At 60.2% G+C, this 25,844-nt stretch carries 26 protein-coding genes and 1 tRNA gene; 8 read left to right on the top strand and 19 right to left on the bottom strand.

Annotated features, from left to right (window positions below):
• The first annotated feature begins 65 nt into the window (after positions 1–65).
• Positions 66–554 (top strand): RDD family protein, encoded by a 489-nt coding sequence (locus BMY45_RS00770; protein ID WP_092394867.1) that lies wholly within the window; start codon positions 66–68, stop codon positions 552–554.
• A gap of 232 nt (positions 555–786) precedes the next feature.
• Here the strand turns inward: BMY45_RS00770 and nadA are convergent, their stop codons facing one another.
• Entirely contained in the window at positions 787–1,845 is a 1,059-nt protein-coding gene (nadA, locus tag BMY45_RS00775; protein WP_047227049.1) for a quinolinate synthase NadA, read from the bottom strand.
• Positions 1,846–2,323: 478 nt separating this feature from the next.
• Here nadA and BMY45_RS00780 point away from each other — a divergent pair, with 478 nt between their 5' ends.
• The 6 genes from BMY45_RS00780 to BMY45_RS00805 all read left to right on the top strand — a co-directional run bounded on the left by BMY45_RS00780 (position 2,324) and on the right by BMY45_RS00805 (position 8,826).
• Complete coding sequence (locus BMY45_RS00780; RefSeq protein WP_092393255.1) at positions 2,324–4,057, top strand: copper resistance system multicopper oxidase; 1,734 nt, start codon at positions 2,324–2,326, stop codon at positions 4,055–4,057.
• A 10-nt stretch (positions 4,058–4,067) separates the two neighbouring features.
• A complete protein-coding gene (locus BMY45_RS00785; protein WP_092393258.1) occupies positions 4,068–4,988 on the top strand; it encodes a copper resistance protein B in 921 nt (306 codons plus the stop codon).
• 59 nt (positions 4,989–5,047) lie between these two features.
• Positions 5,048–5,434, top strand: a complete 387-nt coding sequence (gene copC, locus BMY45_RS00790) for a copper homeostasis periplasmic binding protein CopC (protein WP_092393261.1) — start codon at positions 5,048–5,050, stop codon at positions 5,432–5,434.
• Between the two features lies 1 nt (position 5,435).
• Positions 5,436–6,365 carry a copper homeostasis membrane protein CopD gene (gene copD / locus BMY45_RS00795; RefSeq protein ID WP_256573613.1) on the top strand — a complete coding sequence of 310 codons (930 nt, stop codon included), beginning with the start codon at positions 5,436–5,438 and terminating at the stop codon, positions 6,363–6,365.
• Between the two features lie 249 nt (positions 6,366–6,614).
• Positions 6,615–7,802, top strand: a complete 1,188-nt coding sequence (locus tag BMY45_RS00800) for a cyanate transporter (RefSeq protein ID WP_092393264.1) — start codon at positions 6,615–6,617, stop codon at positions 7,800–7,802.
• Positions 7,803–7,914: 112 nt separating this feature from the next.
• Complete coding sequence (locus BMY45_RS00805) at positions 7,915–8,826, top strand: DMT family transporter (RefSeq protein WP_092393267.1); 912 nt, start codon at positions 7,915–7,917, stop codon at positions 8,824–8,826.
• Positions 8,827–8,832: 6 nt separating this feature from the next.
• Here the strand turns inward: BMY45_RS00805 and BMY45_RS00810 are convergent, their stop codons facing one another.
• Genes BMY45_RS00810 through BMY45_RS00835 form a run of 6 tightly spaced genes read right to left on the bottom strand, consistent with a single transcriptional unit; the run spans position 8,833 to position 15,740 of the window.
• The gene (locus BMY45_RS00810) at positions 8,833–10,254 is read right to left on the bottom strand and encodes an amidase (protein WP_092393270.1); all 1,422 of its coding nucleotides are present in this window, start codon (positions 10,252–10,254) and stop codon (positions 8,833–8,835) included.
• Complete coding sequence (locus tag BMY45_RS00815) at positions 10,251–11,591, bottom strand: aspartate aminotransferase family protein (RefSeq protein WP_092393273.1); 1,341 nt, start codon at positions 11,589–11,591, stop codon at positions 10,251–10,253. Before BMY45_RS00815 ends, BMY45_RS00810 begins: the two co-directional genes overlap by 4 nt.
• On the bottom strand, positions 11,569–12,696 hold the full coding sequence (locus tag BMY45_RS00820) for an aminotransferase class III-fold pyridoxal phosphate-dependent enzyme (RefSeq protein WP_092393276.1): 1,128 nt from the start codon (positions 12,694–12,696) through the stop codon (positions 11,569–11,571). The genes BMY45_RS00815 and BMY45_RS00820 overlap by 23 nt, the downstream gene beginning before the upstream one ends.
• Before the next feature lie 8 nt (positions 12,697–12,704).
• The gene (locus tag BMY45_RS00825) at positions 12,705–13,586 is read right to left on the bottom strand and encodes a TauD/TfdA family dioxygenase (protein WP_092393279.1); all 882 of its coding nucleotides are present in this window, start codon (positions 13,584–13,586) and stop codon (positions 12,705–12,707) included.
• On the bottom strand, positions 13,561–15,126 hold the full coding sequence (locus BMY45_RS00830; protein ID WP_092393282.1) for an AMP-binding protein: 1,566 nt from the start codon (positions 15,124–15,126) through the stop codon (positions 13,561–13,563). The genes BMY45_RS00825 and BMY45_RS00830 overlap by 26 nt, the downstream gene beginning before the upstream one ends.
• Complete coding sequence (locus BMY45_RS00835) at positions 15,123–15,740, bottom strand: thermostable hemolysin (protein ID WP_092393285.1); 618 nt, start codon at positions 15,738–15,740, stop codon at positions 15,123–15,125. Before BMY45_RS00835 ends, BMY45_RS00830 begins: the two co-directional genes overlap by 4 nt.
• A 171-nt stretch (positions 15,741–15,911) precedes the next feature.
• Here BMY45_RS00835 and BMY45_RS00840 point away from each other — a divergent pair, with 171 nt between their 5' ends.
• A complete protein-coding gene (locus BMY45_RS00840) occupies positions 15,912–16,847 on the top strand; it encodes a LysR family transcriptional regulator (protein WP_092393288.1) in 936 nt (311 codons plus the stop codon).
• Positions 16,848–16,973: 126 nt separating this feature from the next.
• Here BMY45_RS00840 and BMY45_RS00845 read toward each other — a convergent pair.
• The 12 genes from BMY45_RS00845 to ruvA form a co-directional block, all read right to left on the bottom strand.
• A tRNA-Lys gene (locus BMY45_RS00845) sits at positions 16,974–17,049 on the bottom strand.
• 63 nt (positions 17,050–17,112) lie between these two features.
• A complete protein-coding gene (gene queC, locus BMY45_RS00850; protein WP_171061329.1) occupies positions 17,113–17,787 on the bottom strand; it encodes a 7-cyano-7-deazaguanine synthase QueC in 675 nt (224 codons plus the stop codon).
• Between the two features lie 19 nt (positions 17,788–17,806).
• Positions 17,807–18,454: a 7-carboxy-7-deazaguanine synthase QueE gene (gene queE / locus BMY45_RS00855; RefSeq protein ID WP_047227061.1), complete on the bottom strand. Its 648-nt coding sequence runs from the start codon at positions 18,452–18,454 to the stop codon at positions 17,807–17,809.
• Between the two features lie 166 nt (positions 18,455–18,620).
• Positions 18,621–19,451 (bottom strand): tol-pal system protein YbgF, encoded by an 831-nt coding sequence (gene ybgF, locus BMY45_RS00860; protein ID WP_092393291.1) that lies wholly within the window; start codon positions 19,449–19,451, stop codon positions 18,621–18,623.
• Between the two features lie 6 nt (positions 19,452–19,457).
• Positions 19,458–19,955 carry a peptidoglycan-associated lipoprotein Pal gene (gene pal / locus BMY45_RS00865; protein WP_003205029.1) on the bottom strand — a complete coding sequence of 166 codons (498 nt, stop codon included), beginning with the start codon at positions 19,953–19,955 and terminating at the stop codon, positions 19,458–19,460.
• Positions 19,956–20,007: 52 nt separating this feature from the next.
• Positions 20,008–21,309: a Tol-Pal system beta propeller repeat protein TolB gene (gene tolB / locus BMY45_RS00870; RefSeq protein WP_092393294.1), complete on the bottom strand. Its 1,302-nt coding sequence runs from the start codon at positions 21,307–21,309 to the stop codon at positions 20,008–20,010.
• Positions 21,306–22,349 (bottom strand): cell envelope integrity protein TolA, encoded by a 1,044-nt coding sequence (tolA, locus tag BMY45_RS00875; protein ID WP_092393297.1) that lies wholly within the window; start codon positions 22,347–22,349, stop codon positions 21,306–21,308. Before tolA ends, tolB begins: the two co-directional genes overlap by 4 nt.
• Positions 22,349–22,801, bottom strand: a complete 453-nt coding sequence (gene tolR / locus BMY45_RS00880) for a protein TolR (RefSeq protein WP_160893274.1) — start codon at positions 22,799–22,801, stop codon at positions 22,349–22,351. The genes tolA and tolR overlap by 1 nt, the downstream gene beginning before the upstream one ends.
• Before the next feature lie 23 nt (positions 22,802–22,824).
• A complete protein-coding gene (tolQ, locus tag BMY45_RS00885) occupies positions 22,825–23,520 on the bottom strand; it encodes a protein TolQ (protein ID WP_047227067.1) in 696 nt (231 codons plus the stop codon).
• Positions 23,510–23,977: a tol-pal system-associated acyl-CoA thioesterase gene (gene ybgC / locus BMY45_RS00890; protein WP_092393300.1), complete on the bottom strand. Its 468-nt coding sequence runs from the start codon at positions 23,975–23,977 to the stop codon at positions 23,510–23,512. Before ybgC ends, tolQ begins: the two co-directional genes overlap by 11 nt.
• 128 nt (positions 23,978–24,105) lie before the next feature.
• On the bottom strand, positions 24,106–25,167 hold the full coding sequence (gene ruvB / locus BMY45_RS00895; RefSeq protein ID WP_092393303.1) for a Holliday junction branch migration DNA helicase RuvB: 1,062 nt from the start codon (positions 25,165–25,167) through the stop codon (positions 24,106–24,108).
• The gene (ruvA, locus tag BMY45_RS00900; protein ID WP_047227070.1) at positions 25,168–25,776 is read right to left on the bottom strand and encodes a Holliday junction branch migration protein RuvA; all 609 of its coding nucleotides are present in this window, start codon (positions 25,774–25,776) and stop codon (positions 25,168–25,170) included. It abuts the gene before it with no gap.
• Positions 25,777–25,844: the final 68 nt, after the last annotated feature.

Here is a 25,844-nt window from a genome sequence, read left to right on the forward strand (position 1 = left end):
TGATATCAGGGGCTTTTTTATGGGCGTAAATCCGTAAAATGGCTTCTTTTTCGGCCGAGACTGTCATGCCCAAACACCTGCTCATCCCCCAAGGCGAGTTCCCTCCCGCCACCCTGGGCCGTCGCCTGGCCGCGATGTTCTATGACTTTTTGCTGTGCACGGCCCTGCTGATCGTCACCGGTGGCGTCTACAAGATGATTCAGATGGCAATCATTGGCGAAGAAAAAATGCGCGCCCTCACCGATGCCGGCGCCCTGGACGGCGATCCTCTGCTGTCTACCGTGCTGCTGTTCGTGCTGTTCGGTTTCTTCGCCAAGTTCTGGACCCACAACGGCCAGACCCTGGGCATGCAGGTGTGGTGCATCCGCGTGCAGAACGCCGATGGCACGGCCATCAGCCTGTGGCAGGCGCTGTTGCGGTTTGTGGTGTCGATTGCATCACTGCTGCTGGTGGGGCTGGGTTTTATCTGGTCGCTGTTCGACAAGCGCAAACGCACCTGGCATGACATCTACTCGGATACCCAGCTGGTGCGGGTTCCCAAGAAGGCCAAGTAAGAACCTGCTCCCGCTCGGCTGCGCGTAGGATGCGTAGGAGCTGCCGAAGGCTGCGATCTTTTGATCTTTCGCTCAGGATTCAATTGCCTGGGACAAGATCGCAGCCTCGTTGCACTCGACAGCTCCTACACCGCAGTACCGAGGGAGCACGCTTGCACGCCACACAAAGCCCCTCAGCTCTCGGAACCTTCCAACAGCCTTGAACCTTTGGAAAGCCTCTATCTTTCAATAATCAAGCATTGCCCGCCAGCTTCATCCGCGCCGCCTGGGTGAAGTCCAGCATGCGCTTGAGCGGGCGAATGGCCTGGGGGATCAGCGCGGGGTCGACGAAGATCTCGTTGGTGCCTTCCTGCAGGCTCTTGAGCGTGCGCTCCAGGGTATTCATCGCCATCCACGGGCAGTGCGCGCAACTGCGGCAGGCCGCGCCGTTGCCGGCCGTGGGGGCTTCGATGAAGACCTTGTCGGGGCACAACTGCTGCATCTTGTAGAAGATGCCACGGTCAGTGGCGACGATCAGCGTTTTGTTCGGCAGGCTTTGGGCCGCGGCGATCAACTGGCTGGTGGAGCCCACCGCATCGGCCAGTTCAATCACCGAGGTCGGCGACTCAGGGTGCACCAGGATCGCGGCGTCCGGGTACAGCGCCTTCATGTCCTCCAACTGCTTGGACTTGAACTCTTCATGGACGATACAGGCGCCGTCCCAAAGCAGCATGTCGGCACCGGTCTTGCGCTGGATATAAGTGCCCAGGTGCTTGTCGGGGCCCCAGATGATGGTCTCGCCGTTGTCCATCAGGCTCTCGACGATTTCCAGTGCGCAACTGGACGTCACCACCCAGTCGGCCCGGGCTTTGACCGCCGCCGACGTGTTGGCATAGACCACCACGGTACGCTCCGGGTGCTGGTCGCAGAACGCCGAGAACTCTTCCACCGGGCAGCCCAGGTCCAGGGAGCACGTGGCCTCCAGGGTAGGCATCAACACGCGTTTTTCGGGGTTGAGGATCTTGGCGGTTTCGCCCATGAACTTGACCCCGGCCACCACCACGGTCTTGGCCGGATGGGCGTTGCCGAAGCGGGCCATTTCCAGGGAGTCGGACACACAGCCCCCGGTCTCTTCGGCCAAGGCCTGGATGATCGGGTCGCAGTAGAAGTGCGCCACCAGCACCGCATCCTGAGCCTTGAGCTCGGCGGCGATGGCGGCGCGGTACCAGGCCTCTTGCTCGGCGGTCAGCGGCTTGGGCTGCTTGGCGTCGAGATGGGCCTGAACCAGAAGGCGTTCGGAAATTTGCGTCATGTTCGCAAGACCTGCAGGCGCGTTTTGCGCGAAAGTCGAGTATACACCCGGCTCTGGACCACTCGGGTACCGCCGGGAAAGTGGGTATCAATCAGGCACGGTATAGCGTGAAGCCGGCAAGGCTACAGAATAACCCGTCGTTGCAAAAGATCATTCTGACCTGTGCCACGCCCCAGAACCGGACGCGGCCCACCGTGGCGAGGGAGCTTGCTCCCGCTGGAGCGCGTAGCGGCCCTCCAGACCTGCCATCTTGACCCGCCAGATGTGTTGTACCCAGCTTTTTTTGGGGCTGCTTCGCAACCCGGCGGGAGCAAGCTCCCTCGCCACAAAAGCCCGTTCACGCCGATGGATAAGCGCCTCACTCAAGCTGACTGAAATGTAATCACCTGCCCGGCCGGCTTATGTCATCTTCTGTTCACACCGGCACCGGGCAATGCCCTGTACTCGCTACAAAATCGACTGACGGACTTCAAACGGCATGCAATCAAATACTTCCCGGCGAACCTTCGTAAAAGGCCTGACTGCCGGCGGCATCCTGGGTGGCCTGGGCTTGTGGCGCGCGCCCGTCTGGGCGGTCACCAGTGCTGGCCAACCCAACGTACTGACAGGCACCGAGTTCGACCTGTTCATCGGCGAAAGCCCGGTCAACTTCACCGGCAATCCGCGCATCGCCCAGACCATCAACGGCGGCATCCCCGGCCCGCTGCTGCGCTGGCGTGAAGGCGACACCGTGACCCTACGGGTACGCAACCGTTTGAAGGACCCAACCTCCATCCACTGGCACGGCATTCTGCTGCCGGCCAACATGGACGGCGTGCCGGGACTGAGCTTCAAGGGCATCGAGCCCGATGGCATGTACGTCTATCAGTTCAAGGTCCGGCAAAACGGTACTTACTGGTACCACAGTCATTCCGGCTTCCAGGAACAATCCGGGGTCTACGGCCCACTGGTAATCGACGCCAAGGAGCCCGAGCCCTTCGAGTACGAGCGCGACTACGTGGTGATGCTCACCGACTGGACTGACGAAGACCCCGCCGATGTCATCGGCAAGCTCAAGAAGCAATCGGACTACTACAACTACAACAAACGCACCGTCGGTGATTTCATTGACGATGTCGGCAAGAACGGCTGGGCCGCCACCGTGGCCGATCGCAAGATGTGGGCCGAAATGAAGATGAACCCCACCGACCTGGCCGACGTCAGTGGCGCCACCTACACCTACCTCATGAACGGCCAGACGCCGGACATGAACTGGACCGGTCTGTTCAAACCCGGCGAACGCCTTCGCCTGCGTTTGATCAATGGCTCCTCCATGACCTACTTCGACGTGCGCATCCCCGGCCTGAAAATGACCGTGGTGGCGTCCGACGGACAGTACGTCAAACCGGTGAGCGTCGATGAGCTGCGCATCGCCGTGGCCGAAACCTATGACGTTATCGTCGAGCCAAGCGAAGAAGCCTATACGCTGTTTGCCCAATCGATGGATCGCACCGGGTACGCCTGCGGCACCCTGGCGACCCGTTCCGGTCTCTCGGCAACGGTGCCGCCGCTGGATCCACGGCCATTGGTCACCATGGACGACATGGGCATGGGCGGTATGGATCATGGATCGATGCAGGGCATGGCGGGCATGGATCACAGTCAAATGGCGGGGATGGACCACGGCTCCATGCAAGGCATGGACAACGGGCTGTCCCATCCAGACTCCGAGAAAGACAATCCGCTGGTGGACATGCAGGCCATGAGCGTCAGCCCCAAGCTCGACGACCCGGGCATGGGCCTGCGCAACAACGGTCGCAAGGTCCTCACCTACTCGGACCTGCGCAGCACATTCCCCGACCCCGACGGGCGTGAACCGGGCCGCACCCTCGAACTGCACCTGACCGGCCACATGGAGAAATTCAGCTGGTCGTTCAACGGCGTGAAGTTCTCCGATGCCGCGCCGCTGCTGCTCAAGTACGGCGAGCGCCTGCGCATCGTGCTGATAAACGACACCATGATGACTCACCCCATCCACCTGCACGGTATGTGGAGCGATCTGGAGGACGAGAATGGCCAGTTCATGGTGCGTAAACACACCATCGATGTGCCGCCGGGTTCCAGACGCAGTTACCGGGTCACCGCCGACGCCCTCGGACGCTGGGCCTATCACTGCCACTTGCTGTTCCACATGGAGATGGGGATGTTTCGTGAAGTTCGGGTGCAGGAATGAGGAGCCGACCATGACCACTGTTTTTCACTACCCCTTGGCACTTCTTGCCAGCCTCACCCTGGGCGCCACCGGCTCGACCTGGGCCGCGAGCGACGACATGCAAGGCATGGATCACAGCCAGATGCAGGGGATGGACCATAGCCAGATGCAAGGCATGGGCTCAATGCAGAGTATGGAACCGATGCAGGGTATGGAACCGATGCAATCGGCCCCGACCAGCAGCCGCACGCCGATCCCCGAACTGACCGCTGCCGACCGCGCCGCCGTCTACGAAGACCATGGCGGTCACGCGGTGCACGACAGCGCGATCAACTCATTGTTGCTCATCGACCAACTTGAATGGCAGGACGCCGATGATGGCAGTGCCCTGAGCTGGGACGCCTCGGGCTGGATCGGCGGCGACATCGATCGCTTGTGGCTGCGCTCCGAAGGCGAACGCACCAACGGCAAGACCGAGCACGCCGAGCTCCAAGCCCTGTGGGGGCACGCGGTCAGCCCCTGGTGGGACGTGGTCGCCGGCGTGCGCCAGGATTTCAAGCCGGGCGCCCCGCAAACCTGGGCCGCGTTCGGTGTACAGGGCATGGCGCTGTATAACTTCGAAGCCGAGGCCACCGCGTTCATCGGTGAAGGCGGTCAGAGTGCGATGCGCCTGGAAGGCGACTACGACATCCTGCTGACCAATCGTCTGATCCTGCAACCCACCGCCGAAGCCAACTTCTACGGCAAGAACGATCCTGATCGAGGGGTCGGCTCCGGGCTGTCGGACACTGAGGTGGGTGTGCGGCTGCGCTACGAAATCCGCCGCGAGTTCGCTCCGTACATTGGCGTCACCTGGAACCGCGTCTACGGCAACACCGCCGACTACGCCCGGGAAGAAGGCGAAGACCGCAGCGAGGCACGCCTGGTGCTGGGCGTGCGCATGTGGTTCTGAGAGTGTCTGTCATCGCAATCAACCAAAAAACTAGAAACCTGAGCTGTAGGAGTCCTTGCATGTCCTTTATCAGAACCGCTGTAGTCACCGTCGCATTGTCCACAGGCCTGTTGATCAGTGGCTTGGCCCAAGCGCACCCAAAGCTGCTTTCCTCCACGCCCGCCGAGGGCGCTGAAGGTGCGGCGCCGGCAAAAATCGAACTGCATTTTTCCGAAAACCTGATGAGCAAATTCTCCGGTGCCAAGCTGGTCATGACCGGGATGCCCGGCATGTCGGCGCACTCGCCGATGCCCATGAAGGCCAAGGTCTCCGGCAGCGATGATCCCAAAACCATGATCATTACCCCGAACGCTCCGCTCACCACCGGCACCTACCAGGTCCAGTGGCGCGCGGTGTCGTCCGATACTCACCCGATCACTGGTAATGTCACGTTCAAGGTGAAGTGACTTGGGCACATCAATCAACATCGACCTGCTCAACATTGTTCTGCGCTTGGCCCTGTATCTGGATTTGATGTTGTTGTTCGGCCTGGCGGCTTTCGGCCTGTATAGCTTGCGCGGCCCAGAGCGGACCTCGGGCGTGGTGCTGCATTTCAGGGCACTTCTACTGACCACGGCGCTGTTCGGCGTGCTGTTGTCCGTGGCCGCCATGCTGTGCATGGCCTGGGCCATGAGCGGCGTCAGCGACTGGAGCGAGTTGCTGCCGCACATTGAAATGATGGTGTTGGAAACCGACGTGGGTTTGAGTTGGAGCGTTCGGATCGCGGCGCTGTCGTTGGCGGCGATAGCGGTGGCCCTGAACCACCGCTCACCAGCCGCCAGCTTGTGGCTGGTCACCCTGAGCGGCGCCGTGGCCCTTGCGACACTGGCCTGGGCCGGGCATGGCGCCATGGACGAAGGCCTGCGCCGTAACTGGCACTTCATCACCGATTTTCTGCACCTGTGGGCGGCGGGCGGCTGGGTAGGCGCCCTGGCGGCGTTTGCCCTGCTGCTTCGCCAGGCTGAACAGCGGCTGCCGGTCCTGGCGCGAACCCTGACCGGGTTTGAAACCGCCGGGGCGGTGATTGTGGTGGTGATCAGTGTGACAGGGGTGGTGAACTATCTGTTCATCGTCGGTCCTCGCGTCGACGGGCTGCTGGATAGCACCTATGGTCAATTGCTGACGCTGAAAGTCGTGTTGTTCGCGGCGATGCTGGTGTTCGCCGCGCTGAACCGTTTTCATCTGAGCCCGTTGCTGGAACAGGCTCGACAGACCGGGGAGCACAGCGTTGCGGTCAATGCCCTGCGGCGCAGCATGGCTCTGGAGTTGTCCGTGGCGGTGGCCATACTGGCGTTGGTGGCATGGCTCGGGACGTTGAGCCCGGCGATGGACTCCTGACAGGCTGCCAGGGATTTTCCAAACAACCCGCAGCCCTGTGGGAGCGGGCTTGCTCGCGAAGAGGCCATCACATCCAATATTGAGGCAAGCTGATCCACCGCCATCGCGAGCACGCTTTGCTCCCACAGAGGTTCACTCACCGGACCGGTTAGTGAACCACCTGATTTTTAAATACCCCCCACCAGATTTCAGTTTGCCCCGCCCCGCACATCCCAGCCTAAATGGAGCTTTATCCAGCAAGGCTCTGTTATGGAAAACGTTCGAACTTCAAGCACCCACGCCGCCTGGCTGATGGTCAGCGTGGTGTTGGTGGCACTGAACCTGCGCCCCTCTATGGCGGCGGTCGGGCCGTTGTTATCAGCCATTCGTGGCGAGGTGCCGTTGAGTTTCAGCACCGCTTCGTTACTGACCATGCTGCCGGTCATGGCCATGGGCCTGGCGATGTTCTTGGGCATGCGCATTGCCCTGCGCATCGGTGAGCACCGCACCATCGTGCTGTCGCTGCTGATCATCGGCATCGCCACGGCTTCGCGCCTGTACCTGGACAGCGCCGCCGAACTGATTATCAGCGCGGTGCTGGCGGGGATCGGCATCGCCCTGATCCAGGCCGTGATGCCGGCACTGATCAAATCGCGCTTCGCCGACAATGTCTCGTTGTTCATGGGCCTGTACGTCACGTCCATCATGGGCGGCGCGGCGATTGCAGCGTCATTTTCACCGTTCGTCCTGGCGCAGACCGGCAGTTGGCGTATCGGCCTGGCGATCTGGGCACTGCTGGCGCTGATCGCCCTGGGCTGCTGGTACGCCCAGCGCGCGGCCATCACGCCTTTGCCCGCAGCCCCGGCGCAGCGCCAGGAATCGTTTTTCAGCAACTCGCGGGCCTGGCTGCTGGCGATCTTCTTCGGCCTCGGCACTGCCTCCTACACCTGCGTACTGGCGTGGCTGGCGCCGTATTACGTGGAAAAAGGCTGGAGCGAACAGCACGCCGGCCTGCTGCTGGGGTTCCTCACCGCGATGGAAGTGTTGTCCGGCCTCGTCACCCCGGCGATTGCCAACCGCAGTCAGGATAAGCGCCTGGTCCTGGCCGTTTTGCTGGCCCTGATCATCGCGGGTTTCTGCGGCCTGATCCTCAGCCCGGACCGCTTCAGCCTGTTGTGGCCTTGCCTGCTGGGGCTGGGCATTGGCGGCCTGTTCCCGATGAGCCTGATCGTGTCCCTCGATCACTTGGACAACCCGCGTCGGGCCGGTGGCCTGACAGCATTCGTGCAAGGCATCGGCTACCTGATCGCCGGGCTCTCGCCGCTGATTGCCGGGATGATCCGCGATCAGTTGGGCAGCTTCGAATGGGCCTGGTGGTCGCTCACGGCGGTCATGGCGCTGATGATCGTGATGGTCCTGCGCTTCAATCCCAAACACTACGCGCGACATATCAGCTAGCGGCGTCATAGGGCTGCAGTTGACTGCGGCCCTGTTTTTCATACTCACCATGCCGGCCGGCCAATGTGTCCCTCATGACGTTCCGGTATTTGAAAGCAGGAATAAAACCTTGATGAAAAACGTCGGTTTCGCAGCCGCTCACTGGGGCATGCTCATCTGGGCGATACTGATCGCAGCGTCGTTTTTTGCTGCGGCGCAGGTCAGTCAGTCAATCGATCCGATCCTGCTCACGGGGTTGCGACTGCTGTTTTCGGCACTGATGTTCCTGCCGCTGCTGCTCCTGAAAACCACAACGCCTGTCTCCGGTAGAGGCCTGCTGGCCCATGCCGTGCTTGGTCTTCTGCTGGCGACGTATTTTGGTTCGTTGTTCGAAGCGTTGCGCTACACCTCGGCGGTCAACACCGCGACGCTGTATACGCTGGTGCCGTTGATGACCTTGTTGTTCGAGGTATTTCTGCTGCCCAACCCAAGCCTCAAGACCCGCCTGCTGCCGATGTCGACCGCAGCGATCGGCGCGGTGTTGCTGACCCTCAAGGGGTCGGCCCCGGGACAATTGCCGGCGCTCTATCCCGTGCTGGTTTTCGGTGCCGGTTGCCTGGCGATGGCGTTGTATTCCCCCCTCAGCCAACGGTTCAAGGCCCGCGCGCTGAAAGGCCGCGATCCGGTGACGATGACGTTCTGGAACATGCTGTTCGGGGCGCTGTTTCTGCTGGTGTTTTGCCTGTTCAGCGGCGGCTGGCGCAGCGCTCTGCAGCTGTCGACGCTGGACATCGGCTGGCTGATGTACCTGGCCGTGTTCGGCACCCTCGCCACTTTCTGGCTGTTGCACCGGGCCATTGGGGTGATCGCGCCGTCCACGGTGGTTTCCTATGTCTACCTCAGCACCCTATTCGTGACCGTGCTGCACTGGTTCTGGCTCAGGCAGCAACCGCTGATGATCGAGATCCTCGGTGCTGTCCTGGTGGGTATCGGCATGCTGGCACTGGTGGTCAGCAGCCGTAACGCCAGAACCGTCACGGCTTGAGGGCGGTCAATACGTCGATGCTGGACGGGGCGTAACCGGACGCCAGCGCTCCAGCTCCCGCTCCAGAAAAGCAGCCACCGCCAACAACCGTTCTTCCTGCCAATGAGGCCCGACAATCTGGATGCCGATGGGCATTCCGGTAGTCGAGTCCGTTCCGGCGCGGATCACCACTGCCGGGGAACCGCTAAGGCTGAACGGGAACACGAAGGCATACTGGTCGCGATCCTTCAGGGACTCTCCGTGACGGAATGCGACGTCCGGAAATACCGGACAGATGAACAGGTCGTGCTGCTTGAAGAACTTCGCCAACTCATAGCGAAACGTATCGATCATGATCCAGTCGCGTTTGACTTCATCCACGGTCAACTCCACCGCCTCGCTCATGTCCAGCAATTGAGCGATGGCCGGGGTAAAACGTCGCTTGTTCATGGACTCGAACAATTGCCGCCAACCTCGACCGGCGTCAGCGCCGGTGATGAACACCCGCCACAGCACATCACAGGCCTCATCGAGCAGCGGCGGCGCGACCGTGCTCACCTCGGCCACCACCGGGCCCAGGCACCGTTCGACGTGCTGCAATACCTGGCTCACCGCCGCGCTGACCGGCGGACGGTTCGACGCCGAGAACAGCGCCACCCGCAGGTTGGCCAGCGGCTCGCTGGCGGTGAACGGTACATCGACGGTGTCCGGATCCTGCCCGTCGGCACCGCTGATCAATTGACCGAGCAGCGCCAGGTCATCGACATAACGGCCCATCACGCCAAAGGCCGAGGTCATGTGGAACAGCCCGGAACGGTCATTGGGAAACTGGCCGGTCAGCGGCACCCGCCCCTGGGTCAGTTTCAAGCCGCAAATGCCATTGAAGTGCGCCGGTATCCGCACACTGCCACAGGCATCGGAGGCCAGCCCGGCCGGCGAACACCCGGCAGCGATCGCCGCGGCCTCACCGCCGCTGCTGCCGCCGGCGGAGCGTTGCAGGTCGTGGGGGTTCAGGGTCCGGCCGTAGATCAGGTTTTCGGTTTCAAAGGCCATGCACAGCTCAGGCACATTGCTGATGCCCAGGATGATCGCCCCGGCCTGTCGAAGCCGGGCAACGGCCGTTGCGTCCTGCTCACTGGGTTCGCCCAACAGCTCCCCCAGCCCGCGGGACATCTTGAAACCACGCACATGCAGGACATCCTTGATGGTGATGGGAATGCCATGCAGCGGGCCACTGATTTGGCCAACGCGCGCCATCTCGTCAGCCTCGCGAGCCTGGCGCCGCAGTTCCTCGACTGGCGCCAGCTGGATCAGTGCGTTGATGTGCCGGTTACGCTCAGCGATGCGTTGCAGGTAAAACTCCAGCAACGTGACACTGGTCAGCACACCACGTCGCAGCAGACCGGCCATTTCCCGCAGGGTCAGCGTATCGGGGTTGAACGTGTTCATGATGGCTCCTTGCTGCGCAGCCACTTGTTGGGCAACAGATACATGTTGCGCACCACCAGGGAAAACGCTTTCACCGCCAGCGCCGGGCGCCGATCGATGGCTTGCAGGGACTCTTCAATCATCGCCAGGACATGCTGCAAGGCTTCGGCCGTGATATTCAGCGGCGGATAGAAACGCAACACCGGACGTTCGGCCTTTTCATTCATGGAATGCCCGGCGTGGACGCCACGCTTGCCCAGCTCCATGCTCATCAGCGCTTCATAGACCGAACCGCGCAGGCGCAGCCCCGTCATCAGGCCGACGCCCGGCACATCCTCGACGATGTGCGGATAACGCAAGGCCAGTCGTTGCAGGCCGTGGCGCAGCAAACCGCCGTTGACCCGCGACAGCTCCACCAGATTGTGTTGCTCGATGTAATCGATGGCCGCCAGCGCCGAGGCGCAGGCTAGCGGATGCCCGCCATTGGTGCGCGTGTCGGGCTCGATTTCGCTGAGTGGATACTGGGTGGCCAGGCGCCGGCTGTACAGGGCGCAGGCGAACGACGTGTAGCCGCCGGTCAGGCCCTTGGAGAGGATCATGATGTCAGGCACCACGTCGTCATACTGCACGGCGAACCATTTTCCGCAGCGCCCGAAACCGGTCTGGATTTCATCCGCCACCAGCAGCGTGCCCGTGGCGTCGCACAAGGCTCGAAGGTTGGCCATGTAGCCCACCGGGGGCACCTGTAGATGAGCGCCACCCAGAATCGGCTCGACGTACACCGCACAGACACCCTCGCCCACGGCCTTTTGCAGGGCGGCGAAATCGCCATAGGGGACACAGGTCACTTCGGGGCAAGCGATGCCATAACTGCTGTGGTGCTGTTGCTGGCCCAGAATGCTCATCGCCGCCAAAGTCTTGCCATGATAAGAGCCGCTCATCACGACGATCCTGCGTCGCTGGGGCTGGACCCGCAGCACATAACGCAGGCTTTGCTCGACGGCCTCGGCGCCCGAGACCATGAATTGCACGTCGCCCCATTCTCCTGGCACCAATTGGCAAAGCCGCTCGGACAGCTTGTCTTGAAGCGGATGGCGCCGGCCTTCCGGGACCCAGGCCAGCTGATTCAATTGCGTCTGTACCCGTTCACGCACCGTCGGGTTGCGATGCCCGACGATAAACACCCCGTAGCTGCACGCGCAGTCAATGAAGCGCTTGCCGGTGTGATCGGTAACATGAATGCCATCGGTCTGCTGTTCAACGCTGGTCTTGCCCAGGCGATACAGCTTGGCTGCCGATGCGCTCCAGTGCCGCTGGCAATCATCCAGCAGTTGTTCATGCGGCCTGAGTAAGGACATGGCTTAGCGTCTCCTTGATGAGGTGGGCGGCACGTTGAATCTGTTCGGGGCGTGCAGTGATCGGGCAGCGCAAGATCAATTCGCGGCCTCGGGGTGGGCTGACATAAACGCCTTGTTGGTAAAGCGCTTCGCACAGCAGGGACGGTTGCAGGTCACCGGCCAGCGGCAGGCTGACCCAGCCGCCCACTTCTACGGCACCGAAGGGAGCAAGGGTTTGCGCCAATCGCTGACCGTTCTCCAGACAATGCCGAGACGAATCGTGGGCCTGCACATAATCCAGGGCGGCCAGGGCCGCTACACACGCCATCGGGTTGCCGGCGGTGGTGCTGCCGTGTTTGGCCGGACTGCTGCGCCCATAGACCTGCCAGGCCATGCGCTCGCTGCAGGTATAGGTGCCGATGGGGATCGCGCTGCCTCCCAGTGGCCCCCCAAGCACGACAATGTCCGGGACAGGACGATAACGCTGAAAACCGAACAGCGAACCCAGGCTACCGAGGCAACTGTGGGTGTCGACCGCGATGACCGGCGCGCAAGCCTGTGCTGCGCGGGCATGCAATTGCTCGAGCAATGCAGCATCGAGCAGTTGCAATCGGCCGTTGGCATCCACGCGGGTGTTGCTGTGGCACACCGCGAAACAATCACTCCAGTCCACCGTGTCCAGGTCAGCCAAATGCCGAATCGCCACTCGCTTGAACCCTAGAAAACTCTGTACGACCAGATCATCTTGCGCGGCGCTGAGGCAACGTCCATAGGTCAACGCGCCATAATCACCACCCTGGATGAACACGATGGTGTTGCCCTTGGGCTTGAGGCCTTTGCACAACTTCAATGCGCCCTCGAACGCCTCATCCCCGGAACTGCACACATAAGAGCTGACGAGCGGCGCGGGCAGCAGCTCGGCCAGGCGTCGGCACAAGGCAATCAGAGGTTCGGACATCAATACCCGGTTGGATAAGCCCATGATGTCCGCTTGGCGGCTGACCGCCTCGATCACCGGCGGCACCTGGAAACCGAACCCGCCGCTCAGGTCGATAATCTGCCGGCCATCGCCGTCGAGGTAGGTCTCGTACTGTCCGCTGATGATGTATTTGTTGTTGTTCTTCATGAGGAGTCTCAGCGATAGCTCAAGGCGTTGAAGATGCGTCGACGTTCATCGACGATGGTTTCCCGACCGTGCATGACCCGACGGTTGTCGATCATCACCACGTCGTGATCGCGCCAACCCACCGGGCAGGTGTACTGGGCGGACACTTCGGCAATTTCCAGCAGAAACCCGGCGGGGATCGGCTGCCCGCCCACGGTGTCGATCACCGGAGCTTCGTAGTTGAAGGAAGGTCCCAGAATGCTGTTGGCAAACGCCGGCCGCTGGCTGAACGCCGACGTGAGGATCGCCGAGGTGCTGAAGGCGTAGTGAATGGAGTCGTCGGCGGGGTTGAAGGAAATGACCGTCTGCGGGTCCTCCCCGATGATTTGCCACAGGTCCTCGATTTCGACGGCCGCCGGGTCCGACAACGCTGGCGAATAGTGGCAAACCAGGCGACGCCACTTTTCCCCCGCAACGGTACGGCTGTAGCGGATAGGGTTTTCTTCAAAAAAACTGCGGCAGGCTGGGGACAGTTTCGCCAACACCTTCTCACCGTCACACAACGTGGTTTGCGACCCCTTGCGTGGTGCTTCCTGGCAATAGAACCAGGTCATGTCCGGCCAGAACGGTGAGTTACCGTTTTCGCAGTGCAGGCCAACCGCCTGATGTCCCGCGTCCACCAACTGTGCCGCGCCGCCCACCATGACGCGGGCCGGATCCAGGCTCAGCCGCGAACTGTTTTGCTTGACGTAGGCGCTGAAATCTTCGGCGCTGTGGATACAGTTACGAAACAGCACGACCCCGTAATGGCCCAGCAGCTCATACAGCTCGCTCTTGCCCAGGCTGGCGAAGTGGTGCGGCTCGACGATGGAGATGTCCGCGGTTTCAAAGTGAAAGGCAGGTGTGGTCATTGGATGCAGTCCCTTGCAGAGTGGAAAAAACACTGGCGATGTCGGCGCGTTTTGGCCGGCCGGTAACGGTGTAAAGCTGCTCGATCAACGGGTCGTCCTGGGTCAACAACCAGAGTCGGCTGGGTCTTTCGATGTCGGAAAACCGCCCGGCTGACCAGGCCACCAACTCATCGCATGCCGGGGCCGTCTCGACACACAGCAACGCCACCAGGCCGTGGTGTTCATCGAAAAACACGGCGGCATCGTTGACGCCGGGGTATTTGCGATACTCCAGCTCAACCTGTTCGGGGCTGACGTTGCGCCCGTTGGGCAGGCAGATCACGTTCTTCTTGCGCCCGTGCACGTAGAGGTAGCCATCGTCGTCCAGCATTCCCAAGTCTCCGGTGTCCATCCAGCCATCGGCGGACATGGAGCAGGCGCTGGGGTCTGTGCCGGAATAGCCGCTGAACAGTGAGCTGCTCTTGACCTCAATGGTCTGGTCGGCGCCGATGCGCACCTGGACATGAGGCAAGGGTTTGCCCACGCTGCCCAGACGCTGCTGTTCGAAGGTATTCATGCTGACCACCGAGGCGTTCTCGGACAGGCCGTAGCCTTGGTACACAGCAATGCCCCGTTCTTCCAATCCGCGCAGCACATCGATGCTGACCGCTGCACCGCCGCAGGTAATATGCGCACCCGATTGGAGATAGCGCGCCAGTCGCTCGCCCTGCTCGCCGCCCTCGTCCATTTGTTCCAGGAAGCGGTTGACCATCACCGGCGGCACCGTCAGGGCCGTTGGCTGGACCTGCAGGATCCACTCGACCAGACGCTGTGGCGAAGCCCCAGGCTCGCCGAGCAACGCTTCGTTCGGTGGCAAGAAATGCACGGTTCCGCCCGCCAACAACGGCAGATAGGCGGCAGTCACCTGTTCGAGCAGCAAACTCAAGGGCACCAGCGACAGGTAACGGCGATGAGCATCGGCGGGCATACGTTGACGCAGCGATGCCAGCACGGCGCCGACCGCCTGGGTACTCAACTGGACGCCCTTCGGCCGACTGGTCGTGCCCGAGGTGTGAATGATTTTGCAGATCCAGTCTTCATCACCGTCGGGCGTATGCAATAAAGGCTGTTCGATGACCGGCTCGCTGATGTGGCGCAAACGGCTTTCAGGGAAATTCAACTTCCAACGCTGCGCCAGTGTCCGCTGCCCGGCGGCATCCACTACAAACCCGTCGCAACGCTCGGCCAGATGCTCCGCCTGAGCCTGGCTGAAAGCCAATGGCAACGGTAACGCGGTAATCCCGGCAAACAGGCAAGCAAGATCGGCCACCAGCCAGTCGCTGCTGTTACGCGTGGCAATTCCCAAAACCACATGATCGCCATGGGCCGGGCTGGGAAAACGCCGTTGCAGTTCGGCGGCCAGATTGAGGGCACGATGCTCCAGCTCGCCATAGGTCAACGCCACCGGCTCGCCGCCCGACGCCGACCAGTCCACCGCGCAGACAGCCTGGCGATTGTCTTGCAACGCGCTTTTCAAGTGATGGATAAATCCGCCGCTCATGGCTGCGCCCTCGCCAGTGAATCGCCAGGCAGTTGGGTGAACGAGGTGTTGAGCGTCATGGCCGCGAAACGCGAGCGCTGCGGGTCTACCCGGATGAACCCGGTGACCGGCAATTTGGAGTAATAAGTCCCCCAGTTCTTGCCCCCCTCCTCGCCCAGGCGCGCAGGGTCTGCTGTCAGCAACGGCTCGAAATCGATCTGGCAACTTTCCATCATTTGCCGAACGCGGGGCGTCACCGTACACAACAAGTAATGCCCACCCATGCACCAGGACAACAGGGGAATCATGTTGACCAGAATCATGCCGGCCGTCAGGTGATGGGAGATCAGGTTGCCGATCTCGACAATGTTTGAGCGGTCGATCGTTTTCTCCAGACGCTGGGACAAAATCACTTCTATCGGCTGCGCCAGGTATTGCTCGGAAAACAGTGTGCGGTGGTCCGCGAATGTAATACCGGCACAGGCAAGAATACGGTCTGACGGATCTTGGGTGACCGCAAAGTATTGTGGATTCGGCTCAACCGAAGCCGAATAAGAACGGCGAAATTTCTCTTTCACTACTTCAGTGGCTTGCACCCATAACGCTGTCTTAGTTTCTGCGACGCGAATTTGCATATCGTCCTCCTCCGTCCTTGTGCAGGATTTCTATAAAAAGCGAGGCGAGCATATTTAAGAAAATTCCCACAAGCCATTTAAAAAATAAATGCCTTCCGCTAATATATAAATAAACCCCTTTGTCATAAAAACAAGGGACGCTAGCTGATGGATTGCGCCGAGAAGGATCTTATGCTCAATAGTAATTTGCTTAGAAAGCTGGACATGCAGGACCTGATGGTGTTTGTCGCGGTGTACGAGCAAAGCAGCGTCACCGAGGTGTCCGAGACCCTTTGTGTGAGCCAGTCAACCGTGAGCTACTGCCTGAAAAAGCTGCGCACAAGTTTCGAAGATGAACTGTTCATCAATACCCGTAGTGGCATGCGGCCAACAAATAAAGCCACGGCCATGTACAGCCACGTACTCAATATTCTCAAAACCATCAATATATGCCATTCCGGCATTCAAACATTCGACCCGACCCAGAAAGAAATAACATTCAATATTTGCGCCCCGGAGTATTTCGAACTTCTCATACTCCCCCAATTAGTCAAACGATTCATTGGTAGCCGCTTCCCCGTCATCGTTAACATCACGAAATTCCACAAAGACATTCCGGTTGATGAATTGATGGACGGTCGATTCGATCTGGTTGTTTGTTTCGGCCCCCACTTTCATCGCGGCGCGAAGGGATTGCGCTCGCAAGTATTACTGGAAGATGAACTGGTTTGCGTGGTCGATAAAGACTTTTCACTGCCCAGGGAGGAATTTGATCTGGAGGCATTCGTCGCCTGCCAGCATGTTTTTCCGACGCCCTGGACCTCCGACACCAACATGGTGGACGGCTGGCTCGCCCGGCAAGGCTACAGCCGACAGATTGTCGCCCGGGCCAACAGCTACGTGGCAGCACTGAATATGATTCCGGGGACCGACTTCATCCTGACCCTGCCTCGGCGTATCCAGGCGCTGACCTGCGATGAAGGCAAATACAGCCAGCGCAGACCGCCAGCGGGCTTACCGAACTTTACGCTGGAAATGATGTGGAGCGAGAAACCCGGCCAGGACAACGCCAACATCTGGTTTCGCGAACAGATCGTGAAGGTATGCGCCGAGGACGGCCTGCTTTAACAAGCCCAGGGAACCACTCGGATCATCGGGTGGTTCCGGTGGTCGAGCTGCGATTTTCTACAGGCAAAAAAAAATCCGGAAATCCTCACTTTCGTGGGCCTTCCAGACTTTTAAAACTGCAAAAAATGGTGGGTCGTGTGGGATTCGAACCTACGACCAATTGGTTAAAAGCCAACTGCTCTACCAACTGAGCTAACGACCCGCTGTGTGGTGGCGCGTATAATACTGATTTCTAAGGACTATTCAACACCTAATTTGAAATAAATCAAAAATAAGGGGTTGGATCGCTCACACCCGCCGCTGCGAAGCCTTCGGCACGCAGGCGACAGCTGTCGCATTTACCGCAAGCACGCCCCTGATCATCAGCCTGATAGCAGGAAACGGTGAGTCCGTAGTCCACGCCAAGCTTCACCCCAGCCCGAACGATATCGGCCTTGCTGAGATTCTGCAGTGGCGCCTGAATACGGAAGCCCTGCCCTTCTACACCGGCCTTGGTCGCCAGGTTGGCCATACGCTCGAACGCCTCGACGAACTCCGGGCGGCAGTCCGGGTAGCCGGAATAATCCACGGCGTTGACGCCGATGAAGATGTCACGGGCGCCCAGCACCTCGGCCCAGCCCAGGGCCAGGGACAGGAACACGGTGTTGCGTGCCGGTACGTAGGTCACCGGAATACCTTCGCTGGGGGTTTCAGGCACGTCGATGGAGCTGTCGGTCAAGGCCGAGCCACCGATGCCGTTGAGGTTCAGTCCGATCACCTTGTGTTCGACGACACCCAGGTCCCGGGCCACCCGCTCGGCGGCGTGCAGTTCAGCGCGGTGGCGCTGGCCGTAATCGAAACTCATGGTGTAGCAGCGGTAGCCCTCGGCACGCGCCATGGCCACGACCGTCGCGGAATCCAGGCCGCCGGACAACAGGATGACCGCACGTTTTTCTGCAATGTTCGAGTGTTCAGTCATATCAGCGCCCCGGCTCGTCGTTCCAAAGATATTTATGCAGTTGCAATTGCAGGCGCACCGGCAAATTGTCTGCCACCACCCAGTCGGCCAGCTCCCGGGCGTTCAAATCATGATGACTCGGCGAAAACAACACTTCGCCAGCCCGCTGGTCGAGCCCGTACTGAATCAGCTTGGACACGGCCCAGTCATAATCTTCCCGCGAACAGATAACGAACTTGACCTGATCGTTGGGCGTCAGCAGTTCGATGTTCTCATAGCGATTGCGATGGGCTTCCTTGGACCCTGGGGTCTTCAGATCGACGACGCGGCTGACTCGCGGATCAACGGGGGCGATGTCCAAGGCGCCGCTGGTTTCCAGCGAGACCTCGTAACCGGCATCGCACAATCGCTTGAGCAAGGGGATGGCGTTGGGTTGCGCCAGTGGCTCGCCGCCCGTAACGCAGACGTAGCGCGGGCGAAAACCGGCCACCTGCTCAAGGATGTCGTCGAGGCTTCGCAGGGTGCCGCCACTGAAGGCGTAGGCACTGTCGCAGTATTGGCAACGCAATGGGCAACCGGTGAGGCGCACAAATACTGTGGGCAGCCCGGCCGTTCGCGTTTCACCCTGCAACGAGTAAAAAACTTCGGTAATTCTCAATGTGTCTTGCATAGTCGCCACGGGCGTAACAGCTAAACAGGCTGTCCGCCTCCGTCAGGCACTTCCAGCAACCCCGCCAACGCGCAGATCCCAAGAAGCGTGTTTCATAAAAAGGGCGTGAATTCTAACGAAAAAACCCGCGACAAGCGCGGGTTTCTTCGAAACGGATCAAACAGCCTCACATACGCTGCAAGTCACGCTGAGCCAATTGGGCGGCGGATGTCCCCGGGTACTGGGCCACCACCTGTTGCAGAATGCCTTTGACCTTATCGGTGTGACCGAGGCGGCGTTCCACGTCAGCGAGCTTGTACAGCGAATCCGGCACCTTGGCGTGCTTGGGATACAACTGCGAAACCTTGGCAAATGCCTCGCCGGCACCTTGTAGGTCGCCCTTGGCCAGGTTCACTTCGCCGAGCCAATATTGGGCGTTGCCCGCATACTGGCTGTTGGGGTATTTGCGCAGGAAAGCGGCAAAGGCCAGGCTGGCCTTGTCGAAATCCTTGGCCTTGATCAGATCGAAGGCAGCGTCGTAATAGAGCTTTTCCTTCGCCGGATCAGCCGGCTCACCACCGGCTGCAGGTGCCGGAGCAGCTGCTCCCGCGCCTGCGGCTGCGCCAGGGGCGTTTGAGTCGCCACCGGCTGGAGAATTCTCAGGAGTCGCGGCAGGTGCAACACCGGTTCCTATGCGCCGATCAAGATCCTGGTATCGCTCCAGGTTTTCCTGCTTCATGCGCGAAATTTCATTTTGCAGAACCTCTATCGCGCCTTGCTGGCGTGAAATCTGGTCTTGCATTTGCTGCAGTTGATCGAACAGCTGGCCCTGTGCCGAGACAGGGGCCGAAACCCCTCCCCCGGCATAGGCGCCGCTCGTACCGTAACCTGCAGGCGGATAATTGCTTGCGCTATTGTTATAGCCGGAATCATTATCGACCACGGGAACCGCAGCCCACACCGCAAGCGGCGCGAGGCTGAGAGCCAGAACAGTTACAGCACGGCGGCACGTTCGCATGACGAATTACTTACGCAGTTCGACGCGACGGTTTTGAGCCCAGGACTGCTCGTCGTTGCCGGTAGCAACTGGACGCTCTTCGCCGTAGGAAACCAGTTCCAGCTGAGCTGGGGAAACACCTTGCAGTACCAGGTAGCGCTGAACGGCTTTCGCACGACGCTCGCCCAGTGCCATGTTGTACTCACGAGTACCACGTTCGTCGGTGTTGCCTTCCAGAACAACGCGAGCGCCGTTCGACTTCAGGTCTTTGGCGTGAACGTCCAGAGCGCGCATGGCTTCTGGCTTCAGGTCCGAGCTGTCGTATTCGAAGTAGAAGGTGGTGATTGCGCGCAGAGCAGCTTCTTCGCTCAGGGAGCCATCAACTGCACCAGTGTTAGCGCCGTAACCAGCGTTTGGATCAACAGCGCCTTCACCGGCGTTGTCGCCGCCTTTGGACGAGCAACCTACAGCTACAGCCATGGCCAGAGCCAGCGCAGCAAATTTACCAAACTTCAGCATTTCCATCGTGAAACTCCTAATGAACCCCAGTGTGTTAAGTAAAACGTATTGCGCCGCGTCAGTTCAGGTAAGGGGACCAGGACGGTTCTCTGACTTCGCCTTGTGCGGTAGGAAGCGGGAGCCTCACGCGTCCATTAATGGACACGAGCATCAAGACTCCCCGGCCCTGCTGGCGGGTGGCGTAGATTACCATGGTGCCGTTGGGCGCAACAGTAGGTGACTCGTCCAGAGTGCTATCAGTGAGGATCTTTACACTACCTCGCTGCAAATCCTGAGCCGCCACCTTGAAATTGGTAAAGCCATCCTGGCGATGGATCATCACCAGGGTCTTTTCGTCCGCCGACAGTTTAGGGTTGGCGTTGTAGTTACCGACAAACGTCACGCGTTCGGCACCGCCACCACTGGCGCTGGTCTTGTAGATCTGCGGCTTGCCGCCACGGTCGGAGGTGAAGTAGATGGTCGAGCCATCCTTGCCCCAGAACGGTTCGGTGTTGATGCCGGGACCATTGGTCACGCGAGAAATCGCACGAGACGCCAGGTTCATCACATAGATGTCCGGGTTACCGTCCTTGGACAGCACGAATGCCAGGCGCGTACCGTCTGGCGACCAGGCTGGCGCACCGTTCAGGCCTTCGAAGTTGGTGATTTGCTCACGGCGACCAGTGTCAATGTGTTGCATGAAGATACGCGGACGCTTCTGTTCGAACGAAACATAAGCGATGCGCTTGCCATCGGGGGCGAAACGCGGCGACAGGATCGGCTCGCGCGATTGCAGCAGGGTCACTGCACGAGCGCCGTCATAGTCTGAACGCTGCAAGGTGTAACGGGTATTTTTCTCAGAGAAGCGTTCGGCCGTCACGTAGAGCATGCGGGTAGAGAACGCCCCTTTGATGCCGGTGAGTTTCTCGAACGACTGGTCGGAGATGTAGTGTGCCATGTCACGCAGTTGATCGACGCTGCCCGACACACTACCGGTCAGCACTTGCTGCTCGGTGGCGACGTTGAACAGGGTGTACTGCACCTGCAGGCGACCGCCGGCCGGCACGATGTTGCCGACCATGAGGTACTGGGCGCCCAGGGCTTTCCAGTCGCGATAGATGACTTCGCTGGCCTGGGTCGGCAGGCTGATCATGTTCTGCTTCGGAATCGGCGCGTAGTAACCCGAGTTGCGCAGGTCATTACCGATGATTTCCGCCATGTCGTCCGGCAGGACGCTACCGCCCTGCCAGCCGAACGGTACGACGGCGATCGGGGTCGCCCGGTCGCTGCCACTGGTGACCAGAATGTTCTTTTCCTCTGCTACCGCTATCCCTGCCAGGCAGCAGATAACGACCAGCATTGATCGAAGAAGGTTTCTCACAAGGCTAGATCCTCAGGTGTGAATGTCATCTTGAATGAACGATAGGGAGCAAAATCGCTCGGTTTCATTCCTTGCATTTCCGTCAATCGCCCAATGTTCTTGACCGCTGCGACCGCCGAGGCGTCGAACGGGCCATCACCGCTGGACTTGGCCACGCTGACCGAGGTAACCGTACCGTCGGGCAACATGCCGATTTGCAATACTACAGTCATGCCTTTGCGTGCCGAAGGTGGACGAGCCCAGCCTTCTGCTGCTCGGGCGCGAATCAAATCATCGAAACTGCCGGCGACTTCATCGCCCTGCTCATCAGCCAATGCCTGCTGACGCTCTGGCGTGTCGGAAAGCAAATCTGCCAAGGCCTGGGCCTTTTTCTCTTCGGCGGATTTACGCGCTGCGTCCTGAGCCTTTTTCTTGGCGGCGTCGGCGGCGGCTTTCTTCTTCGCGTCTTCGGCGATTTTCTTTTTCGCCTCGTCAGCTTCAGCTTTCTTCTTGGCGTCCTCGGCCGCTTTTTTCTTGGCGTCCTCGACAATCTTTTTCTTCGCTGCCTCAGCGGCCGCTTTCTTGGCCTCTTCTTCAGCGGCTTTCTTGGCTTCTTCTTCGGACTTCTTCTTGGCTATATCAGCCAATTGTTTCTCTTCAGCCTTTTTCGCCTCGGCGGTCTTCTTCGCTTCATCGGCTTTCTTGGCTTCGTCAGCCTTCCTGGCTTCTTCGGCCTTTTGAGCCGCTTGCTCTTTCTTTTGTTCCGCAGCTCTTATCGCTTCCTGCTCGACCTTCTTTTGCTCCATCTGCTCGACTTCGGTCTGGCGCGCGGCGGATTTCTTCGCCTCACCGGCAAGCTTCTGGTTGGTCTGCGTGGTGGCCTGGCTCTTGGACTTGAGCTGATACAGGGTCGCCTGCACGATCGGCTTGGCCGGCGGCAGCTCCGGAGTCATGGCAAAACTGACGAACAGCATGCCAAACACCAGCACATGCAAGCCAATTGCCCAGACACTAGGCCAGAAGTAGCTTTCCGAGGCGGACGGCTCTCGCTGTTGCTGCATCAGGGCGCCTCAGTGATTAAGCCAACATTACCGACCCCGGCTTTTTGCAGGCCGCCCATGGCGCCCATCACCGCACCGTAGTCGACAGTCTTGTCGCCGCGAATGAAAACCTGGGTGCGCTTGCCGTTACTGTTGCCGGCGTTGATGATCTTGGTCACCGCATCGGTCATCTGCGGCAAGGTCATGGCCCGGTCCTGCTGCTTCTCGGTGTCGACTTCGCTGCCAAGGTTCCAGTAGTAGGTCTTGTCAGCCTTGATCGAAATGGTCAGGACCTGGGTGTCGTTGTCCTGCGGCAAGGCTTCACTGGAAACCTTGGGCAGATCAACCTTCACGCCCTGATTGAGCATCGGCGCGGTCACCATGAAGATGACCAGCAGCACCAACATCACGTCGATGTAGGGCACCACGTTCATCTCGGCAACCGGCTTGCGCTTTTTTCGGGCTCGAGCGATTAAAGCCATTGGGAAATACCTGCTTATTCTTCGCTGGTGTGCACTTTGCGGTGCAGGATCGCCTGGAATTCATCGGCGAAGGTGTAGTAACGGCTGGTCAGCGTTTCGCTGCGGGCAGCAAAGCGGTTGTAGGCGATTACAGCCGGGATGGCCGCGAACAGACCAATGGCGGTGGCAATCAGTGCCTCGGCAATACCCGGGGCCACGGTGGCCAGGGTCGCTTGCTGGGCTGTGGCCAGGCCACGGAAGGAGTTCATGATCCCCCACACGGTACCGAACAGGCCGATGTACGGGCTGACCGAACCGACGGTGGCCAGGAACGGCAGGCCCTGCTCGAGTTTTTCTTCCTCGCGGGAGATGGCGACGCGCATGGCACGGGCCACGCCTTCCATCACGGCTTCAGGGTCTACGCCTGGTTGCTGGCGCAGACGGGAGAACTCCTTGAAGCCGGCGCGGAAGATCTGCTCGACACCCGAGTCCGGGTCCGGGTTGCTGCCCGCCTGGCGGTAGAGTTTGGACAGGTCGATACCGGACCAGAAGCGCTCCTCGAAGCTCTCCAGGGCTCGACGACCGGCGCGCAGCATGTTGCTGCGCTGAAAGATCATGATCCATGAGGTCACCGATGCGGCTACCAGGATCAGCATTACCAACTGCACCACAACGCTGGCATTGCTGACCAGGCTCCACATGGAGGAATGGTCGACGACGTTAGCTTCCACGCTTTATCTCCTGCTCTGAGTATGTACCGGCGCCGCTCACGCCGGCAAAGGCCGCGCGTAGAGCTTCGGGAATGGCCCGGGGTTTCAAACTATGGGTGCGCACACAGGCCACCAGAAACTGCCCTTCACAGAGCAGCGCATTATCCGTAGCCCGCCTGACCTGCTGCTTGAAGCGCAGGCTGGCACGGTTCAATTCGATGACATCGGCACTTACCAGAAGCTCATCGTCCAGTCGCGCCGGCGCGTGGTAACGCGCTTCGCTGGAATGCACGACGAATAACAGGTCCTCCCCCACCAGCGCGGATTGGGCAAAACCCAGTTCCCGCAGCCGTTCGGTTCGAGCCCGTTCCATAAACTTGAGGTAATTGACGTAGTAAACGATGCCGCCGGCATCGGTGTCCTCGTAATAAACGCGACAGCGATGTGCGAACGACTCCAGCCCGTTTTGCGCGCGCATACTCTAGTGCTTACTCCTCAGGTTGCCAATCGGCCAGGCAACTGTTTTTTTCATTCTCGAATGCAATGACGCTCCGGGTGTCGTCTGGGACAGCACGAACCTGAAAAAAGTCGCTGCACAGAGGTCGTTCAATCGTCCACGGCATCGAGGAATTCGTCTACTACCGGCATCTCACCCATTCGTGTCGGGATGTTTAAGCCGAAGTGCAGATAGGCGTGGCGAGTCACCACACGCCCGCGCGGGGTGCGCATGATGTAGCCCTGTTGGATCAGGTACGGTTCCAGCACATCTTCGATGGTATGGCGCTCTTCGCTGATGGCCGCCGCCAGGCTGTCCACGCCCACCGGACCGCCGTCGAACTTCTCGATCATGGTCAGCAGCAGGCGCCGGTCCTGGTGGTCGAAACCACGCTCGTCGATGTCCAGCAGGTTCAACGCCAGGTCGGCAATCGGTTTGGTGATGTGGCCCTTGGCGCGGACTTCGGCAAAATCCCGGACACGACGCAACAGCCGGTTGGCGATCCGCGGCGTACCCCGCGCCCGCCGGGCGATTTCATAAGCGCCATCCGGGTCCAGCGGCAACCCGAGAATGCCGGCCGAGCGGCCGACAATCGTCGCCAGATCGGCGTTGTTGTAGAACTCCAGGCGCTGGACAATACCGAAACGGTCCCGCAGCGGGTTGGTCAACATGCCAGCGCGGGTAGTGGCGCCCACCAGGGTAAAAGGCGGCAGATCCAGCTTGATGGAACGGGCCGCCGGCCCCTCGCCAATCATGATGTCGAGCTGGAAGTCCTCCATGGCCGGGTACAGCACTTCCTCGACGATCGGCGACAGCCGGTGGATTTCATCGATGAACAGCACATCATGGGGCTCAAGGTTGGTCAGCAGCGCCGCCAGGTCACCCGGACGTTCGAGGACCGGCCCGGAGGTACTCTTGATCGACACGCCCATCTCCTGGGCAATGATGTTGGCCAGGGTAGTCTTGCCCAAACCGGGAGGACCGAAGATCAAGGTATGGTCCAGAGACTCGTTACGCCCGCGGGCCGCCTGGATAAACAGTTCCATTTGCTCGCGAACCGCCGGCTGACCGATGTAATCGGCCAGGCTGACGGGACGAATCGCACGGTCTTGTACTTCTTCACGGTCACGGGGGGCACCCGTGGCGGCGATCAGACGATCGGCTTCAATCACTTAAATCATTCCCTTCAGGGCACGACGAATCATGTCTTCGGTGCTCAAGCCTTTTTCCTTGATAGCGGAAATCGCCTTGCTGGCCTCCTGCGGCTTGTAGCCCAGGGAGATCAGTGCGGTGACCGCATCGTTTTCCGCGCTGGCCGCGGGCGCTGGCGCGTCCGGCTGGTTCGGCACCAGCGCGAACATGGCTGGCACTGCCTCCCAGGCCTTGAACCGGTCCTTGAGCTCAACCAGCAGGCGCTCGGCGGTTTTCTTGCCCACCCCTGGCACCTTGGTCAGGGCCGACGTGTCCTGGGACTGCACGCAGCGCACCAGTTCGTCGACTTCCAGGCTCGACATCAAGGCCAGGGCCAATTTCGGACCGACGCCGTTGAGACGAATCAGCTCGCGGAAGAAATCCCGCTCGCGCTTGCCGACGAAGCCATAGAGTAACTGGGCATCCTCGCGCACGACCAAATGGGTGTGCAGCGTCAGCGGTTCACCGACCGACGGCAGGCGATACAGCGTGGTCATGGGCACTTCAAGCTCATAACCCAGGCCATTTACATCCAGAATCAGGTGCGGCGGCTGTTTTTCAGCCAGGGTGCCGCGCAAGCGTCCAATCACGTTTCAGATCCTTGGGCGTAGGCCAGCCGTGGGCTGGCGAGTAACGGCCGAAGCATGGAGGCCGACGA

It is taken from the genome of Pseudomonas sp. NFACC39-1 (assembly GCF_900110355.1).
In the GTDB taxonomy this organism is placed as follows: Bacteria; Pseudomonadota; Gammaproteobacteria; order Pseudomonadales; family Pseudomonadaceae; genus Aquipseudomonas; species Aquipseudomonas tehranensis.

Excerpts from the sequence above, each read along its gene's own strand:
- BMY45_RS00800 (WP_092393264.1), top strand. The coding sequence starts at position 6,615 with ATGGAAAACGTTCGAACTTCAAGCACCCACGCCGCCTGGCTGATGGTC.
- tolA (WP_092393297.1), bottom strand. The coding sequence starts at position 22,349 with ATGCAGCAACAGCGAGAGCCGTCCGCCTCGGAAAGCTACTTCTGGCCT.
- BMY45_RS00825 (WP_092393279.1), bottom strand. The coding sequence starts at position 13,586 with ATGACCACACCTGCCTTTCACTTTGAAACCGCGGACATCTCCATCGTC.
- ybgF (WP_092393291.1), bottom strand. The coding sequence starts at position 19,451 with ATGCGAACGTGCCGCCGTGCTGTAACTGTTCTGGCTCTCAGCCTCGCG.
- ybgC (WP_092393300.1), bottom strand. The coding sequence starts at position 23,977 with ATGCGCGCGCAAAACGGGCTGGAGTCGTTCGCACATCGCTGTCGCGTT.
- BMY45_RS00810 (WP_092393270.1), bottom strand. The coding sequence starts at position 10,254 with ATGAACACGTTCAACCCCGATACGCTGACCCTGCGGGAAATGGCCGGT.
- BMY45_RS00835 (WP_092393285.1), bottom strand. The coding sequence starts at position 15,740 with ATGCAAATTCGCGTCGCAGAAACTAAGACAGCGTTATGGGTGCAAGCC.
- BMY45_RS00820 (WP_092393276.1), bottom strand. The coding sequence starts at position 12,696 with ATGAAGAACAACAACAAATACATCATCAGCGGACAGTACGAGACCTAC.
- BMY45_RS00770 (WP_092394867.1), top strand. The coding sequence starts at position 66 with ATGCCCAAACACCTGCTCATCCCCCAAGGCGAGTTCCCTCCCGCCACC.
- BMY45_RS00830 (WP_092393282.1), bottom strand. The coding sequence starts at position 15,126 with ATGAGCGGCGGATTTATCCATCACTTGAAAAGCGCGTTGCAAGACAAT.
- BMY45_RS00840 (WP_092393288.1), top strand. The coding sequence starts at position 15,912 with ATGCTCAATAGTAATTTGCTTAGAAAGCTGGACATGCAGGACCTGATG.
- copC (WP_092393261.1), top strand. The coding sequence starts at position 5,048 with ATGTCCTTTATCAGAACCGCTGTAGTCACCGTCGCATTGTCCACAGGC.
- BMY45_RS00805 (WP_092393267.1), top strand. The coding sequence starts at position 7,915 with ATGAAAAACGTCGGTTTCGCAGCCGCTCACTGGGGCATGCTCATCTGG.
- pal (WP_003205029.1), bottom strand. The coding sequence starts at position 19,955 with ATGGAAATGCTGAAGTTTGGTAAATTTGCTGCGCTGGCTCTGGCCATG.
- BMY45_RS00815 (WP_092393273.1), bottom strand. The coding sequence starts at position 11,591 with ATGTCCTTACTCAGGCCGCATGAACAACTGCTGGATGATTGCCAGCGG.
- nadA (WP_047227049.1), bottom strand. The coding sequence starts at position 1,845 with ATGACGCAAATTTCCGAACGCCTTCTGGTTCAGGCCCATCTCGACGCC.
- BMY45_RS00785 (WP_092393258.1), top strand. The coding sequence starts at position 4,068 with ATGACCACTGTTTTTCACTACCCCTTGGCACTTCTTGCCAGCCTCACC.
- queE (WP_047227061.1), bottom strand. The coding sequence starts at position 18,454 with ATGCAAGACACATTGAGAATTACCGAAGTTTTTTACTCGTTGCAGGGT.
- BMY45_RS00780 (WP_092393255.1), top strand. The coding sequence starts at position 2,324 with ATGCAATCAAATACTTCCCGGCGAACCTTCGTAAAAGGCCTGACTGCC.